Source organism: Methylobacterium fujisawaense (assembly GCF_039619325.1).
Taxonomy (GTDB): domain Bacteria; phylum Pseudomonadota; class Alphaproteobacteria; order Rhizobiales; family Beijerinckiaceae; genus Methylobacterium; species Methylobacterium fujisawaense.
Genome location: NZ_CP155000.1, coordinates 2353928 through 2367309 on the forward strand (window position 1 = coordinate 2353928; position 13382 = coordinate 2367309).

Sequence of the window (13382 nt, forward strand, 5' to 3'; positions counted from 1 at the left end):
CGCGGCTCGGAACGGGTGAAGGCGGGAGACCGGCGCATGAGACGGCGCGACGTCATCGCGGGCCTCGGCGGCGCGGCCGCGTGGCCGGCCCTCGCCGCCGGGCCGGCGAAGGGTCAGCGTCGCCTGGGGATCCTGCTGGTCTACGGCGAAGCGCATCCCGACAGTCCCGTCATCGTCGACACGCTCAAGGAGAGCCTCAATCGGGCCGGCTGGATCTGGGGCCAGAACCTCGCCGTCGACCTGCAGTACGGCAACGGCGAAGCCGAGCGGATGCGCGGTCAGGCCGAGGAGATTCTGGCGCGCAAGCCCGACGTGGTGCTCGCGCAGGGCGTCGTCGGCGCGACGGCGCTCCAGCGGGCGACCACGACGGTTCCGGTCGTCTTCATGATGCTGCAGGATCCGGTCGGCGGCGGCTTCGTATCCAACCTGTCGCGGCCCGGCGGCAACCTGACCGGCTTCACCAACTTCGACTTCATTCTCGTCGGCAAGTGGCTGCAACTCTTGAAGGAACTCAGTCCCGGCGTCACGCGGGCCCTCGCCCTGATCAACCCGGATTACCGGGCGCGCCTCGCGGGCTACACGGCGGAGATGGCCCGGATCGGCCCCGAACTCGGGATCGACGCCCGGATCGCCGGCGTGCACGACGCCGCCGAGATCGAGGCGGCGATCACCGGCTTCGCCGCCCAGCCGAAGGGCGGCCTCATCGCGCTGCCGGACGCGGTGACCGGCGTGTACAGCCAGCGGATCGTCGACCTGGCGGCCGCCTACCGTCTCCCGGCCGTCTACGCCTATGCGGCGCCGGTCCGCCTCGGTGGCCTTGCCGCCTACACGACCAGCGTCGAGCAGGATGTGCAGCGGGCGGCGGGCTACCTCGACCGGATCCTGCGCGGCGCGGTGGTCGGCGACCTGCCGGTGCAGGCGAGCGAGCGCTTCATCACCCTGCTCAACCTGAAGACGGCCGCCACCCTGGGTCTGACCATCTCGCCCTCGCTGATGGCGAAGGTGGACGAGTTGGTCGAGTAGCGGCTGCCGGAATCGTCGGCGGAGGTCGTCGCGGCGTCGCCGCGACGACCTCCGCGAAGCGGATCAGCTGAAGGCCGGCAGTCGTCCTTCGGGCGAGTAGCGATCGATGGCCGAGGGCAGGTCGCGCGAGAGGCGCTCCAACAGCTCGCTCTTGCTCAGGCCCGTGCGCTGCTCCAGGGCCGCCAACGTGTCCGGCCCGATGGCGCGCTCCAGATCCGCGGCCGGGATGTCGCGGTTCGGGCCGTGATTGATCCAGGATTGCGCCGTCTCGGCATGGCCGCCCTTGGTGAAATGATCGACCAGCTCGGTCAGGCCGCCGGCGATGAGGCCGCCGACGCCCCCCGCGCTGGCGCCGCCGAGGAGGCGATCCAGGTTCGCCGGGATCGTCGACCCCGTCGCGGGCGGGACCTGCGGTGCCGGCGACCGCGCCGAATCCTTGGCGTGGCCGCCGAGCCACTCGGCGATCCGGTCGCGGTTCTGGTAGCCGGCAACCGCCAGCAGCCCCAGCAGGGCGGTCATCGAGGGATATCCCTTACTCATGGCGTCGTCCTTCCTTGGTGCGGGCCGAAGCCCGGGTGGTACGGCGGTGGGCCGCCGCATCGGGTCATGCCGGCGTCTGGGCCGCGTCTGCCGCGACGGCTCTGCCGGCCAGGCCCAGGCCGTCATCCGCGCTCCGGCCAGCCGTGATGGCGCGCTTCACCGTCGAACGGGCCGCGTCGATGGCGATGGTCGCCGCCGACATCGTCCGGGCCTCGGTCGGGCGCTCCAGGGCATGCTTGGCGATGTCGCCCGCGAGATCGTCGATCTCCCGGGCCAGGATCTCGAGACGTCCGGAATCCGGTGTCTCCTGCGCCTCCTGACGGATCTGCAGCAGGCGGTCGGTCGCCTCCTCGACGCGCTCGCGGCGCAGGCGCGACAGGCGCTGGCCGATCCACGCGAGCGCCGAACCGATGCCGCCGCCCAGGAAGGCGAGCAGGTAGATCCAGGTCTCGTAGCGCTCGATGAAGCTCTGCTGCTCGCGCTCGTAATAATCGACGGCGCCGGGATGGATGGGCAGCCTCGCGCTGGTCGCGCCGACGGTGCCGTCATAGGCGGGGGCCTGAACGTAGTCGGCGGCCGGCGTGACGTTCGCCATCGCGCTGCGCAGCTCGAACAGGTGCTGCGTGACGTCGGCCGCCACGGAGCGTGCGAGGCTCGACCGCGCCATCAGCCGGTACGAAGCGCCGACCGTGTGAACGTCGTCGGCCGGCACCTTGGGGCTGCCGCCGAAGGTCTCGGCCGGCATGGTGACCACCTGCAGACGCGGCAGCCGGGCGACGATCGCCTCTGCATTCTCGACATCCACGAAGGAGATCTTGCGGTTGCGGCTGGCCGCCTGGACGAGGCCGACGATCCGCTGGGCCGTCGGCGCGGTCGGCGCGATGACCGAGATCACCGCGTCGACCCGCTTGCGGGCGAAGGCCGCGCCCAGGTCGCTCTCGGCCATCTCGACCAGGGCGACGTGGCGCGGCGGCAGACCGCCTTCCGGTTCGGTGGTGACCAGCGTCAAACCATAGTGATCCAGCATGGCGCGGATGAGCGCCTCATCGGCGTCCCGATGGGCCAGGATCGCGAGGCGCTTGCGATCGAGATCGGGGAAGCGGTCGATCCCGGCGGCTTCCGGCGAGGCGATGATCATCGCCTGGTCGCGTAGGATCGCCAACGTCAGGCCGTTGTCGGGGAGTTCGACGTCCGGGCGTACGATCGCCAGATCGACCCGCCCGTCACGCAGCGCCTCGGCACTGTCGCGCACGTCGTCGAAGGGTATGATCTTGAGGCGAATCTCCTTGTGGCGCTTGGCCAGGGCATCCGCGTAGGCCTGGATCAGCGCCGGCTCCGTCCCGTCCTTGGGAGCGACCGCGATGGTCAGGACGGTGGCGCGCGACACCCAGTAGGCCACGCCGGCGCCGACGCTCAGCAGGATGGCGAGCACCAGGAAGACGAATTCCTGACGCAGGAAGAGGCTGGCGAAGTGCCGCATCGGCTCTGCTCCCGCGCGTTGAGCGGTTCGGCCCGGCACCGTACCGGACATGGGCCGAGGGGCGGCGCCGGTGGCCCGGCGCCGCGGGATGAGGATCAGTGCTTGCCGGTGATCTTGTCGGCGAGGGTCTTGGCGCCGTCCTTGACGTCGCCGACCGTCTTCTGGGCCTCGCCCTTCAGCTCCTGCGCCTTGCCCTCGGCCACCAGCTTGTCGTTGCCCGTGGCCTTGCCGGCCGCCTGCTTGACGTTGCCGACCGCCTCGTTGGCCAGGCCCTTGATCTTGTCGGTGGTGCTGCTCATCGCGTGTGCTCCGCGCGGTTGGAGGGGTGGTCAGGGATCCCGGCCGGGCGCGTTCCGCCCGCCGGGGATGGGCGGCGCCCGCATGGAGGCGCGGGCGCCGAAGGCGGTCAGACGCGCCGGGTCTCGTAGACGCCGAGCAGGGCCGCGGGCTTCGGCGCGCCCAGACGGCCGCCGAGGAAGGCCGCCAGGGCCCCCAGGATCAGCGCCAGCGCCGCGTAGAAGGCGCCCTGCGTGGCCGCCGACTTGGCCGTCACGGCCGCGGCCTCGGCCTTCTGCTTGGCGGTGGCCACCGCCTGGTCGTACTGCGTCTCGTAGTCCTGGATCTGCTGGCGGGCCTGATCGACCGGGATGTTCTGCGCCTTGGCCAGGGCGTCGGCCGCGCGGGCCTCGGCCTGCTGCTTCTGCGACGCGTCACCCGTGAACAGCGCCTTGATCGCCGCCACCGCCGCGTCGCGGGCCGCCTGCGGGTCCTGGCCGGCGGTCTGCTGGCGGACCTTCTGCTCGATGCCGTCCAGCGGGTTCGAGATCTTCGCCAGCGACGGCGCCGCAGCCTGGGCCGCCGTCTGCACGGTGCCGCCCACGAGGGTGCCCGCGCCGCCGAGCGCCCCCGAGACCGTGCTCAGCGTGCCGCCGACCAGGCCGCTGGCGGCCGAGGTCAGCAGGTAGAGCACGACCAGCGTCGTCACCGCCCAGGAGACGAGACCGTGCAGGGCGGCCGCGCCCGGCAGGGGCTTGCCCGAGAGCCGGCCGGCGATCAGGCCGCCGGCCAGCGAGGCGACGATGCCCGAGGCCACGAACCAGATGCCGGCGCCCATCGAGGCGGTGGAGGCGGAGGGATTGTCGGCCGCCGTCGTGCCCACCGAGGCCAGGCCCACCCCGACGCCGACGAGGTTGACGATCACCTGGGTCACCAGGGCAGTGACGGCGCCGGCGAAGATCGCCCCCCAGGACACTTGGTTGAGCAGGACGGCGCGCGTGTCGGCGTGCGCGTCCGGCGCGAGGGGCGTTGCTACGGTCTGGATGGTGGTCACGCTGTCACTCCGGTGGTGGTGGTCGTCGTGGGTCGTCGTGGGTCGTCGTGGGTCGTCGCAAGGGGGTGTCGCCGGTGGGGGCGTCGCCAGGGGGCCTCGCGGTGGGGGGGCGCCGGCGAGGGGGCTCCGTCGCGGGCGCCTCGTCCCGCGCGGAAGAGCCCTGGCCGCGCGGAAGATGAGGGCGGACATCGCCCGATCAATGATCCGCCCATACCGGTATGGCGGTATTCATCCGTCAGGCCTGCTCAGCGGAAAGCCGTTCTCGCGCCCCCACACCACCGCCTCGCTGCGCTTGTGGATGCCGATCTTGCGGTACAAGGCGGCGCCGTGATTGCGCACCGTGTTGCGCGACAGGCCGAGCTTGCGCGCGATCGCGTCGTCGCCGAGCCCCGAGCAGATCAGGTTGAGGATCTGGCGCTCGCGCACCGTCAGGTTCGGCGCCGCCCCCTCGGCGGCCTCCCGGCCGGGGCGGCGCAGGGTCGCGAGCTTCTCGATCAGCCCGCGGCTGAACCACGACGTGTCGGCCATCACGGTCTCGATCGCGTCGAACAGCTCCCGCTCGGTGTGCTTGCGCTCGGTGATGTCCTGCAGGACCAGCAGGGCGAACTCGGCATCGTTGATGGTCACGCGCTCGGCCGAGACCAGGCAGTCGAGGTTCGTCCCGCTCTCGTGGCGCAGGCACACCTCGACCCCGAGGACGTAGCCGTGCCGGTCGAGGGCAGCCTCGACCTGCAGGCGCTGCTTGTCGGCGACCCACAGCCCGGCCTCGTCGAGGCTGCGCCCGACGATCCGGTCCTCGCCGTGGCCGAAGACCCGGCTGAACGCCTCGTTGATGCCGGTGACCTGGAACGTGTCCGCCCGCACCAGCACGGTCGGCACCGGCGTCATCCGGAACGCCTTGGCGAAGCGCTCCTCGCTCTGGCGCAGGGCCGTCTCGGCCTTCCGGCGCAGTTCGAGGTCGGCGAAGGTGAACAGCATGCACGGCTCGTCGCCCATCGCGATCGGCTGGCCGGCGACGATCACGAACCGGCTGCCGCCGTCGGGCAGGTCGAGGCAGGCCTCCATCTGGGGGATCGTGCCGCCGGCCTCGAGGCGCGCGACCGCGAGGTCGCGGTTGCGGGCGCCGGCCAGGACGTCGACCTCGTAGACGCTGCGGCCGATCACGGCGTCGCGGGTGAAGCCGGTCATCTCCAGGAAGCCGGTGTTGACCTTGACGTGGCGCAGGTCGGACAGGCGGGTGATCACCGCCGGGGCCGGGTTGGCGTTGAAGGTCCGCTCGAACCGCTCCTCGGCCTCGAACTGGTCGGAGACGTCCTTGAGGATCAGCGCGAGGCAGCTCGGCTTGCCGTCGCGGTCCGTGGCCACGAGGCTGCGCAGCGAGTGGACGAAATCCATCTCGGGCTTGTCGGCCCGGCGCACCTCGACCACGACATCGTGGAAGCGCTCGCCGGCGACGACGCGCTCGATCGGATACTGGTTGGGCGCGACGTTGTTGCGGTAGCGCAGGCAGAACCGATCCCGGTACGCGTCCACGGTCGGCCCGAGCTCGTCGAGGCTCTCGGCGCCGTGCATCGCCAGGGCGGCGGCGTTGGCGTACGCGATGGTCTGGTCGGGCTCGACCAGGATCACGCCCTCGCTCAGGCCGGCGATGATCTGCCGGAGTTCATGCCTGTCGACGCCCGCCGTCACCGCTCTCGCACCCCATGCCGCGCTCGCCGCCCCTCCGGCAGCCGGGCACAAACGGGTTGCGCACAAGCAGGTTCCACTGCGCTCGCGTTTTACACTGGTATACCTGCATCATTGACGCTGTCGTTATCGACCAGAGATAAGTCCGCGCCCTTCCGCCGGACGTGTCGTCCGCTGCGACAATGTTTCCATCCTATCGACACGAGAGCTTCCCGTGCAGCCCGCCGACGAAAAGCGGGATCCGGCCGACGCGTCCGATCCCGTCATCTCGTATGTCCATGCGCAGCTCGGTCATCGGCTGCGGCAATACTACTCAGAGGTCGCGGCGGTTGATGTCGGCTCGCGGCTCGCCGCCGTGCTGGATCGTTTGTCCGCGGCCCTCGATGCAGCCGAAGCCGGCGGGCAGGTTCCCGATGCATTCAAGGACGACCTGATCGCGCTGGTGCCGCGTCTCAGGCGGTACGCCCTGTCGCTGACCTTCGATGGAGCCGAAGCGGATGATCTCGTACAGTTCACGCTGCTCAAGGCCTGGGAGCATCGCGAGCGATACGAGCCCGGCACCCGATTGGTCGCTTGGTTATTCACGATCCTGCGCAACGGCTTCATCAACGGGCGGCGCAAGAGGCGCCTCGAGATCGCGGATCCTGACGGCCTCCACGCTGCCACCGTTTCCGAACCGGCCGCGCAGGATCACGCCCTCGGACTGAAGGAGGTTCAGGCCGCCATCGACCGCCTCGAGCCGGCCTATCGCGAAGCGCTCCTCCTCGTCGCCATCGACGGCCTCCCCTACGAGGCCGCCGCCGCGGTGATCGGGTGCCCCGCAGGCACGGTGAAGAGCCGCGTCAGCCGCGCGCGCGACAGACTCCTGCGGGATCTCGGAGAAGCGTGATCGGGGCGCGCTGCCCTTACCCAGCGATGCGTCGGACCTCGCTCATTCTTCCGGAGCCGGAAACTTGGGCCGCGAGAAAGGTCAACGTTCCAGAACAGCCGTGCCGCATGCAATGCCGCATGCAATGACGTCGCTCGACGGTGGCGCGGACGCCTGTCCGCGAGGCGTGGCGATCATTTGAGGGGTGCAACAAGCGACAGGAGGCCGCCCGACGATCCGCCGACAGGGGACCGACTGGCCCGGGCGGCACGCTGCGCAATGGCCGGCGCGGCGGCCTAAGGCTGAGCCTGCGCAGGGAATGCGGGGCCAAACTCCGCCACCGTCGTTCCGGAACGTCCCCGATATTCCCGCCAATCGCAGACGGAACACCCGGCGGTGATCGCGGATGCGTGCGCCGTGCGCAATCCGACACCGGCCACCGCGGCGTCAATCCATCTTTTGATGAGGACGCGGGGGTTTGGTTTTGCTGGTAAGGCGCCTTTGTCGCTGACCGCATCCACCGGACATTCCGTCTTCCGCCCGAGGAACCTCGATGCATGCGATCGGTACGAGGCCCGAACACGCCATCCCCATGGACCAGATCGCTCCCGTCGCGTCCTCTCGCAACCGCAAGAAGCCTCATCCGGCTCTCGTCGTCGCGTCGATTGCTCTGGCTGTCGGGCTCTGGTTCGTCATCTACGCGGTATCCGGCCGCCTCATCTGGTTCTGGTAACGGCGACGCCGCGGAGCCGGACGTCCATGGTCGCCCGCCCATTCGGAACAGGCAGCGATAACCGGATCGCCTTCTCCAGCGCCGCAAATTCCGTGATGCCGTTTGAAGACGCGGCGCGGCCGGCTCGGATCGGCCAGTCAATCGGATACCTCGAACGACGCCTTCCTTGGATGGCGGCCTGGTGAGCCCCTTGCTGGGTCAGCCCGGGTTCCCCGATCCGGATGATCGCGATCATCGCTTTTCCGAGGCGGTGGATCCGTTGCTGATGCGGGCGTCTCTGACTGAGTTCGAGGCCTTCCGACCGAAGCTGGCGCGCGCGACAGCGGCCGACGGATCGTAGGGCGGCTGGCGTTGGCCTGATGGGGGTCTCGGAGGGAACTCTTGGCTCCTCACGACGCCCAACAACGAACACGCCGAGTCCAACAAAGCTGACACCGTCCTCCTGTTACCCGCTGAATCGATCCGTCATGCAGGTCTTCGGGGTATCCGAAAGGCTGCTGAAGCCTGTGGCGCCCACACGATCGATATGAGCCTAACGCAAAATTTTGAAAGCCGATCTATAATCCCGAATGACCGGGCGACAGAGGTGCGGCACTGTATTCTCTGAAACAGCGCTGCCATGCATCCGGCACGTTCTGGAATCCTCCAATACGACCGCCAAGACATTGCGGTCGCCACGAAACCCATCACCGCAGGCAATCGATATTCATACGACTACAAAGTCATTGATTTTACGCCTACAACGGTTTTGCGACCACGGAGATGGGATTAATCGGCTCTATACTGCGGACGCAAATCGCATAACAGTCCGCAATACGTTCTAGCGATAATTCGAGATAGATTACGCGGCTTTTCGTCCTTGTCCTTCCTGTCGCCTTCCCCACACCGGACACCTAGGGCGATCATTGCGCGAGGCTTGTATCTGAGTGGTCCGGTCTCGAGACCGGGACACGCCTCGCATCTCTCGGCGCGTGCCGTCAGTTCAACCTATTCATGAGCGAAAACCGGCCGCTCGGCCCCGCGCGAGTCTGCTCACGAGGCGGAAGAGCGTCCGATCAGAGCCTCGGTCTCCTCAGCCGCGTCCTGGACGAGCAGCAGGAGCCGACGGCGTTCTTCGGGATCTCGGATACGCCTGTAGGCGTACAGCAGCGCCTCGCACTGCTGATCGAGGTCGGCGCCATCCGCGGCGCTGTGAGTTCGCGCATTGGCCGCGTCGGGAGCGTAAAGGACGTCGGGTTGAACCTGAAGCGCCCCCGCGATGCGGGTCACGAGACGCCTTGCGTCATCGCCGGCCGAGGCTGCGGAGCGGCTGTCGCTGCGATTTTCCCAGGAACTATCCGACCCGGCCTTCGCTTGAAGCGGCATCTTCTGTCCCATCGCTCGCTCCGCGCTGGCGCGAAAAACGCCACTTCGGCTGCTTCCTACCACAATCCGTGCCGTATCCGGCACCATTTACACGCTCCGGTTGATATTGTTCTCGATATCGCTTGAAGCCGGAGTGAGTGCTTTTATACATTCGCAACTGAAGGTTGGTCCCGCTGCAATCGTGAGCGTCTCGGTGCCGAAGCTCAAGCTCGTTGACATCCAGACTCGCCCCACCGCATTGCAGCAGGCGTTGGACGCCGTCGAGGTGGCCGGCACCTGGGACTGGGACATCGTCTCGGACTCGGTGCGTGCAGACACGTTCGTAGCATTGATGTTCAACGTCGATCCGGACGCCGCAGCTACAGGCGTTCCGCTATCGGCGTTTGTGGACGGCATGCATCCGGATGATCAGGAGCATGTCCACACTTTGATCCGTCGCAGCATCGACGAAGACACCCCTTTCGTTGCCGAGTACAGGGTGCTTTCGGCTGATGGTGTTACGCGATGGGTTCTCGACCGTGGCTATACCGTTCGCGACGCATCGGGGCGTCCGATCCGGGGACGGGGCATCATCATCGATCTGACGCGGTCGCGCACCGGCACGAGAGCGGCGACAGGCGGTGAGTTGCACCCACTCTGCATGCCACCCTTAGAACGAGCAGCCGAACTCCTTTTGGCCGCGCAGCAGTCTCTCGCGCAGTTGCAGGATCCGAATCTGAAAGCACGCGCGGATGCGCTGCTGTTGGAGGTCGGGCGCAAGCTCGCTCAGCAGGAGCTTCAGGCTCGGCGCCGGCACATGAATTAAGTGCGCGTCTGATGGCTTGCATGGGTCAGGATACTTGAACCCACAAGCGGTGAGCCGACAGCAACGCGGCCCGGGATGGGATCGCAGGGGGTGGCTACGGCGGGGCGCCAGCCTCGGGCGCATTGGCGTCCCGAACCGGCAGCGCAGACGCACACCAGCCTCCGCCGGGTGAGCCTTGAAGCGACCAATGGCCCGCTCGCACGTTGTCTATGACAACTGTCGTTTCCCGGATTGCCCCATGCTCGCCCGATCCGCACTGCTCTTCATCGTCATGACGACGGGCGCGCAAGCCGCCGCCTTCGACGACCTGAAAGGCTACCTGGCATCCTGCCTGCGGTTCGAGATGAGCGGCGCCGGCGCGCACCGCGGCGGTCCCCTCGCGTCGAAGGTGAGGGATGCGTTGGATCGATGCTCCGACGATGTCGCGCGCCTCGAACGAGCGGATGGGCGTCGTCTGCGTAGCGATGGTGGGATCAGCCCGTCGACCAAGGAGGTGATCCGGAGCGTCGTGGGTGGCGGTGGCGGCGGTATCCGCACCGTCCGGTACTGAGGGAACGGGTCTCGGTGAGAAGACTGCCGACGCGCGTGAGAGGCCCGCGCCGGTGAACCGGGCGAGTCTTCCCAGACCCGAAGCTCAGGTGGCGAGAACGAGCGGATCCCTGATCAGAGCTATCACGATACAGCGCAATAAAATGCCCGGTGCGGCCAGGACTGCGGGGCTGAAATGGCGAAGGGTAACCGGGCCGGGACAATCGCACGCCCTCGATCATCGGTCGGATCGACCAGCGATCTGGTCGCAGGACAAAAGGAAGCGGGATTGGCCGCCGCTGGCGCGACGTTGATCCAGATAGACTCAACACAGCGAGCGTGGCGACCATGAACCAGACGGTCACAGCGATTGCATCGGCAATCCTCGCCGGCGCCCTCTTGGCGGCACCCACCGGTGCCCGGGCACAGGCCGGCGGCAGTTTCGCCAACCAAGGCTTCGGCAGCCACAACTTCGGGGCCGCAGCCGCCGGTGGCGGCGGCTTCAGCAATCAGGGCTTCGGCAATCACAACTTCGGAGCTGCAGCGGGTGGCGGCGGCTTCGCCAATCGGGGCTTCGGCAATCACAATTTCGGAGCTGCGGCGGGCGGCGGCGGCTTCGTCAACCAGGGCTTCGGCAATCACAATTTCGGAGCCGCGGCGGCCGGTGGTGGTGGGTTTGCCAACCGGGGCTTCGGCAACCCTCATCTCGGCAGGCCAGGCGTCGGCCACGGGTTCCCCAATCGCGGGCTCGCCCATGACCTCGGCGCCCACCGCGGTTACGGCCTGCATCGGCATTACGGCGTGAACCGAGGCTTCTACGGACGTCCCTACGGATACGGCTACGGCTACGGACGACGCGGATATGGGCTCGGCGGGCTCGGCCTTGGAGTGGCCGTGGGAGGCCTCTACGGCGGATACGGTTATCCGGGATACGGCTACGGCTATGACGTCGGATATGGCGGCGGCTACGCTCCGGTCACCTATGGCTACGACGACGTCGATTCGGATCGCACCATCGGTGATGACCGCTACTGCGCGCGTCGTTTCCGGTCCTACGATCCGCAGACCGGGACCTATCTCGGCCGGGATGGACGGCGCCATCGCTGCCGCTGATCAGGGGAACACGCGCGAGGAACGGAACCGTCTGTGCCGTGCAGACAGGGCACGGTTCCGTTTTCGAGCTTTCATTCGGGGATGACGGGTCGGACGAGCACGTCCGGATCAAGCTCAAGCTGCGACCGAGCGAAAGCCCTGCACAGCCATTCACCGCGGGGTCCACGGTGGTCTGGCACGAGAGTGTTCACCCGGAAGCGTTTGCACCGCCCAGCCGCATGCGCAGCGCCGCCTGTGGACCCGAACGCTTACGCTCGCACTGGGACGAATGGCCGAAGCCGCTGGCTAATGCGGCCATGCGCTTGCTGATGCCGCAGGCCACCGGCAGGGGGCCAGCGATCGCGCGGCGAACGGCGAGCCTCATCCCTCTCGCTTGCGCACGTCCTGCAGAAGAGAGCGATCGCGCATTAGGTCGGCGACCAGCCGCCCGACCCGCCAAATTCTCGGCATATCCCTGACGACGAACTGCGTCTTTGAGCGATGGAACGTCGGCACGGCCGCAAGGCCTGCAACAGGCGACCGCGGCTAACGCGCCGAGCGCAGCTGCACGCGCGAGACGCAGCGAGCACGGCTTGCTGACATCGCTTGGAAAGGCTTCGTGTCATGACAGCGCGGCCCGCTGGAGTTGCGGGCTCGGGCACCCACCATGAGGTGAAATGCTGCCAGCATTTATGAAAAATGCGCCGGTGGCGCTCCCAAGGGGAATCGAACCCCTGTTTTCGCCGTGAGAGGGCGACGTCCTAGACCGCTAGACGATGGGAGCTTTCCGGCGGCGCGGGGGTGCTATAGCCACGACCCGGCGGCGGAGCAAGAGCCTTCGTCAGGAAATCCGCCTCGGCGGGTCAGATCGGGTGCGGACAAGGATCGTGGTGGACAACGCTGACGTCGAAAAGGCCGGGATCGTGGCCGAGGGAGGCGTGCGGCTCGATCGAGCGCTGGTCACGCTGTTCCCGGATCTGTCCCGGGCCCGATTGCAGGACCTGATCCGCGCAGGCCATGTGAAGCGGGACGGTCTCCCGGCGCGCGATCCGGCCGCCAAAGTTGCCGCCGGCGCGTCCATCATCCTCACCGTGCCGCCTCCGGCACCGGCCGAGCCGGTGGCCGAAGCCGCAGACCTGCCGATCGTCTACGAGGATGACGATCTGATCGTCATCGACAAGCCGGCCGGCCTGGTGGTCCACCCGGCGCCGGGCCACGAGAGCGGGACGCTGGTCAACGCCCTCATCGCCCATTGCGGGGCCAGCCTGTCCGGGATCGGCGGAGTGCGCCGCCCCGGCATCGTCCATCGCCTCGACAAGGACACGAGCGGCCTGATCGTCGTCGCCAAGAACGACGCGGCGCATCAGGGCCTCACCGCGCAATTCGCCGATCACGGCCGGACAGGGCCGCTGGAACGCGCCTACGCCGCATTGGTCTGGGGCCTGCCCCAGCCGCGGGCGGGGACGATCCGGGCCAGCCTTGCCCGGTCCCGGTTCCATCGGGAGAAGATCGCCGTCGTCTCCGACGACAGCGGCCGCCATGCGGTCACGCATTATGCCGTCGCCGAGTCCTATCGCGAGGCTACCCTCGTGCGGTGTCGCCTGGAGACGGGTCGCACGCATCAGATCCGCGTGCATCTCGCCCATCGCGGACATCCCCTGCTCGGGGACACGGTCTACGGGGGTGCCTTCCGCACCAAGGCGGCCCGCCTGAGTCTGGAGGCGCGTGCCGCTCTAACGGCCCTGGGACGGCAGGCGCTCCACGCGGAACTGCTCGGCTTCAGTCACCCGCGCACGGGTGAGACGCTGCGCTTCGAGAGTGCGCTGCCGACCGACTTGACTGCCCTGATCCAGGCACTGCGGGCCGACGCAGGCGACCCGGCGCGCCTGTAACCGCCCCTTGCGGCGTGCGAAAGAACACCCCGTACCGCGT

At 68.1% G+C, this 13382-nt stretch carries 13 protein-coding genes, 1 tRNA gene and 1 pseudogene; 6 read left to right on the forward strand and 9 right to left on the reverse strand.

The annotated features are described in order from the left end of the window. Window positions 1-36 precede the first annotated feature (36 nt). Entirely contained in the window at window positions 37-1023 is a 987-nt protein-coding gene (locus ABC766_RS11145; RefSeq protein ID WP_043345432.1) for an ABC transporter substrate-binding protein, read from the forward strand. A 63-nt stretch (window positions 1024-1086) separates the two neighbouring features. Here ABC766_RS11145 and ABC766_RS11150 read toward each other — a convergent pair whose 3' ends face one another. The 5 genes from ABC766_RS11150 to ABC766_RS11170 all read right to left on the reverse strand — a co-directional run bounded on the left by ABC766_RS11150 (window position 1087) and on the right by ABC766_RS11170 (window position 6062). Next, window positions 1087-1563, reverse strand: coding sequence for a YidB family protein (locus ABC766_RS11150; protein WP_342145645.1), 477 nt, complete (start codon window positions 1561-1563; stop codon window positions 1087-1089). Between the two features lie 64 nt (window positions 1564-1627). Beyond that, window positions 1628-3043, reverse strand: a complete 1416-nt coding sequence (locus tag ABC766_RS11155; RefSeq protein WP_043345428.1) for a TAXI family TRAP transporter solute-binding subunit — start codon at window positions 3041-3043, stop codon at window positions 1628-1630. Window positions 3044-3138: 95 nt separating this feature from the next. After that, on the reverse strand, window positions 3139-3342 hold the full coding sequence (locus ABC766_RS11160) for a CsbD family protein (RefSeq protein WP_043350217.1): 204 nt from the start codon (window positions 3340-3342) through the stop codon (window positions 3139-3141). A 107-nt stretch (window positions 3343-3449) separates the two neighbouring features. After that, window positions 3450-4373: a PhnA-like protein gene (locus ABC766_RS11165; protein WP_345822261.1), complete on the reverse strand. Its 924-nt coding sequence runs from the start codon at window positions 4371-4373 to the stop codon at window positions 3450-3452. 228 nt (window positions 4374-4601) lie between these two features. Then, window positions 4602-6062: a helix-turn-helix transcriptional regulator gene (locus tag ABC766_RS11170; protein WP_345822262.1), complete on the reverse strand. Its 1461-nt coding sequence runs from the start codon at window positions 6060-6062 to the stop codon at window positions 4602-4604. A 211-nt stretch (window positions 6063-6273) separates the two neighbouring features. Here ABC766_RS11170 and ABC766_RS11175 point away from each other — a divergent pair, with 211 nt between their 5' ends. Continuing rightward, window positions 6274-6948: a sigma-70 family RNA polymerase sigma factor gene (locus tag ABC766_RS11175; RefSeq protein WP_345822263.1), complete on the forward strand. Its 675-nt coding sequence runs from the start codon at window positions 6274-6276 to the stop codon at window positions 6946-6948. Window positions 6949-7643: 695 nt separating this feature from the next. On the opposite strand, the gene ABC766_RS11180 is transcribed toward ABC766_RS11175, so the two are convergent. Both ABC766_RS11180 and ABC766_RS11185 read right to left on the reverse strand, forming a co-directional pair. Next, entirely contained in the window at window positions 7644-7895 is a 252-nt protein-coding gene (locus tag ABC766_RS11180) for a hypothetical protein (protein ID WP_345822264.1), read from the reverse strand. 797 nt (window positions 7896-8692) lie between these two features. Continuing rightward, window positions 8693-9037 (reverse strand): hypothetical protein, encoded by a 345-nt coding sequence (locus ABC766_RS11185; protein WP_345822265.1) that lies wholly within the window; start codon window positions 9035-9037, stop codon window positions 8693-8695. 181 nt (window positions 9038-9218) lie between these two features. On the opposite strand from ABC766_RS11185, the gene ABC766_RS11190 reads away from it, so the two are divergent. The 3 genes from ABC766_RS11190 (at window position 9219) to ABC766_RS11200 (ending at window position 11471) form a co-directional block, all read left to right on the forward strand. Continuing rightward, the gene (locus tag ABC766_RS11190; protein ID WP_287091441.1) at window positions 9219-9830 is read left to right on the forward strand and encodes a PAS domain-containing protein; all 612 of its coding nucleotides are present in this window, start codon (window positions 9219-9221) and stop codon (window positions 9828-9830) included. A gap of 238 nt (window positions 9831-10068) precedes the next feature. After that, a complete protein-coding gene (locus ABC766_RS11195) occupies window positions 10069-10380 on the forward strand; it encodes a hypothetical protein (protein WP_279899692.1) in 312 nt (103 codons plus the stop codon). A 326-nt stretch (window positions 10381-10706) separates the two neighbouring features. Next, the gene (locus tag ABC766_RS11200; RefSeq protein ID WP_287091440.1) at window positions 10707-11471 is read left to right on the forward strand and encodes a BA14K family protein; all 765 of its coding nucleotides are present in this window, start codon (window positions 10707-10709) and stop codon (window positions 11469-11471) included. Window positions 11472-11682: 211 nt separating this feature from the next. On the opposite strand, the pseudogene ABC766_RS11205 reads toward ABC766_RS11200, so the two are convergent. Next, window positions 11683-11963, reverse strand: a pseudogene (locus ABC766_RS11205) (IS3 family transposase); the annotation flags it as partial. A gap of 195 nt (window positions 11964-12158) precedes the next feature. Then, window positions 12159-12234: transfer RNA gene (locus ABC766_RS11210), tRNA-Glu, on the reverse strand. Window positions 12235-12337: 103 nt separating this feature from the next. On the opposite strand from ABC766_RS11210, the gene ABC766_RS11215 reads away from it, so the two are divergent. Next, a complete protein-coding gene (locus ABC766_RS11215) occupies window positions 12338-13342 on the forward strand; it encodes an RluA family pseudouridine synthase (protein ID WP_342140846.1) in 1005 nt (334 codons plus the stop codon). Window positions 13343-13382 lie beyond the last annotated feature (40 nt).

Bases quoted from the DNA above. Each gene is read 5' to 3' on its own strand.
- ABC766_RS11195 (WP_279899692.1), top strand. From the start codon at position 10,069: ATGCTCGCCCGATCCGCACTGCTCTTCATCGTCATGACGACGGGCGCG.
- ABC766_RS11200 (WP_287091440.1), top strand. From the start codon at position 10,707: ATGAACCAGACGGTCACAGCGATTGCATCGGCAATCCTCGCCGGCGCC.
- ABC766_RS11160 (WP_043350217.1), bottom strand. From the start codon at position 3,342: ATGAGCAGCACCACCGACAAGATCAAGGGCCTGGCCAACGAGGCGGTC.
- ABC766_RS11180 (WP_345822264.1), bottom strand. From the start codon at position 7,895: ATGATCGCGATCATCCGGATCGGGGAACCCGGGCTGACCCAGCAAGGG.
- ABC766_RS11155 (WP_043345428.1), bottom strand. From the start codon at position 3,043: ATGCGGCACTTCGCCAGCCTCTTCCTGCGTCAGGAATTCGTCTTCCTG.
- ABC766_RS11185 (WP_345822265.1), bottom strand. From the start codon at position 9,037: ATGGGACAGAAGATGCCGCTTCAAGCGAAGGCCGGGTCGGATAGTTCC.
- ABC766_RS11150 (WP_342145645.1), bottom strand. From the start codon at position 1,563: ATGAGTAAGGGATATCCCTCGATGACCGCCCTGCTGGGGCTGCTGGCG.
- ABC766_RS11145 (WP_043345432.1), top strand. From the start codon at position 37: ATGAGACGGCGCGACGTCATCGCGGGCCTCGGCGGCGCGGCCGCGTGG.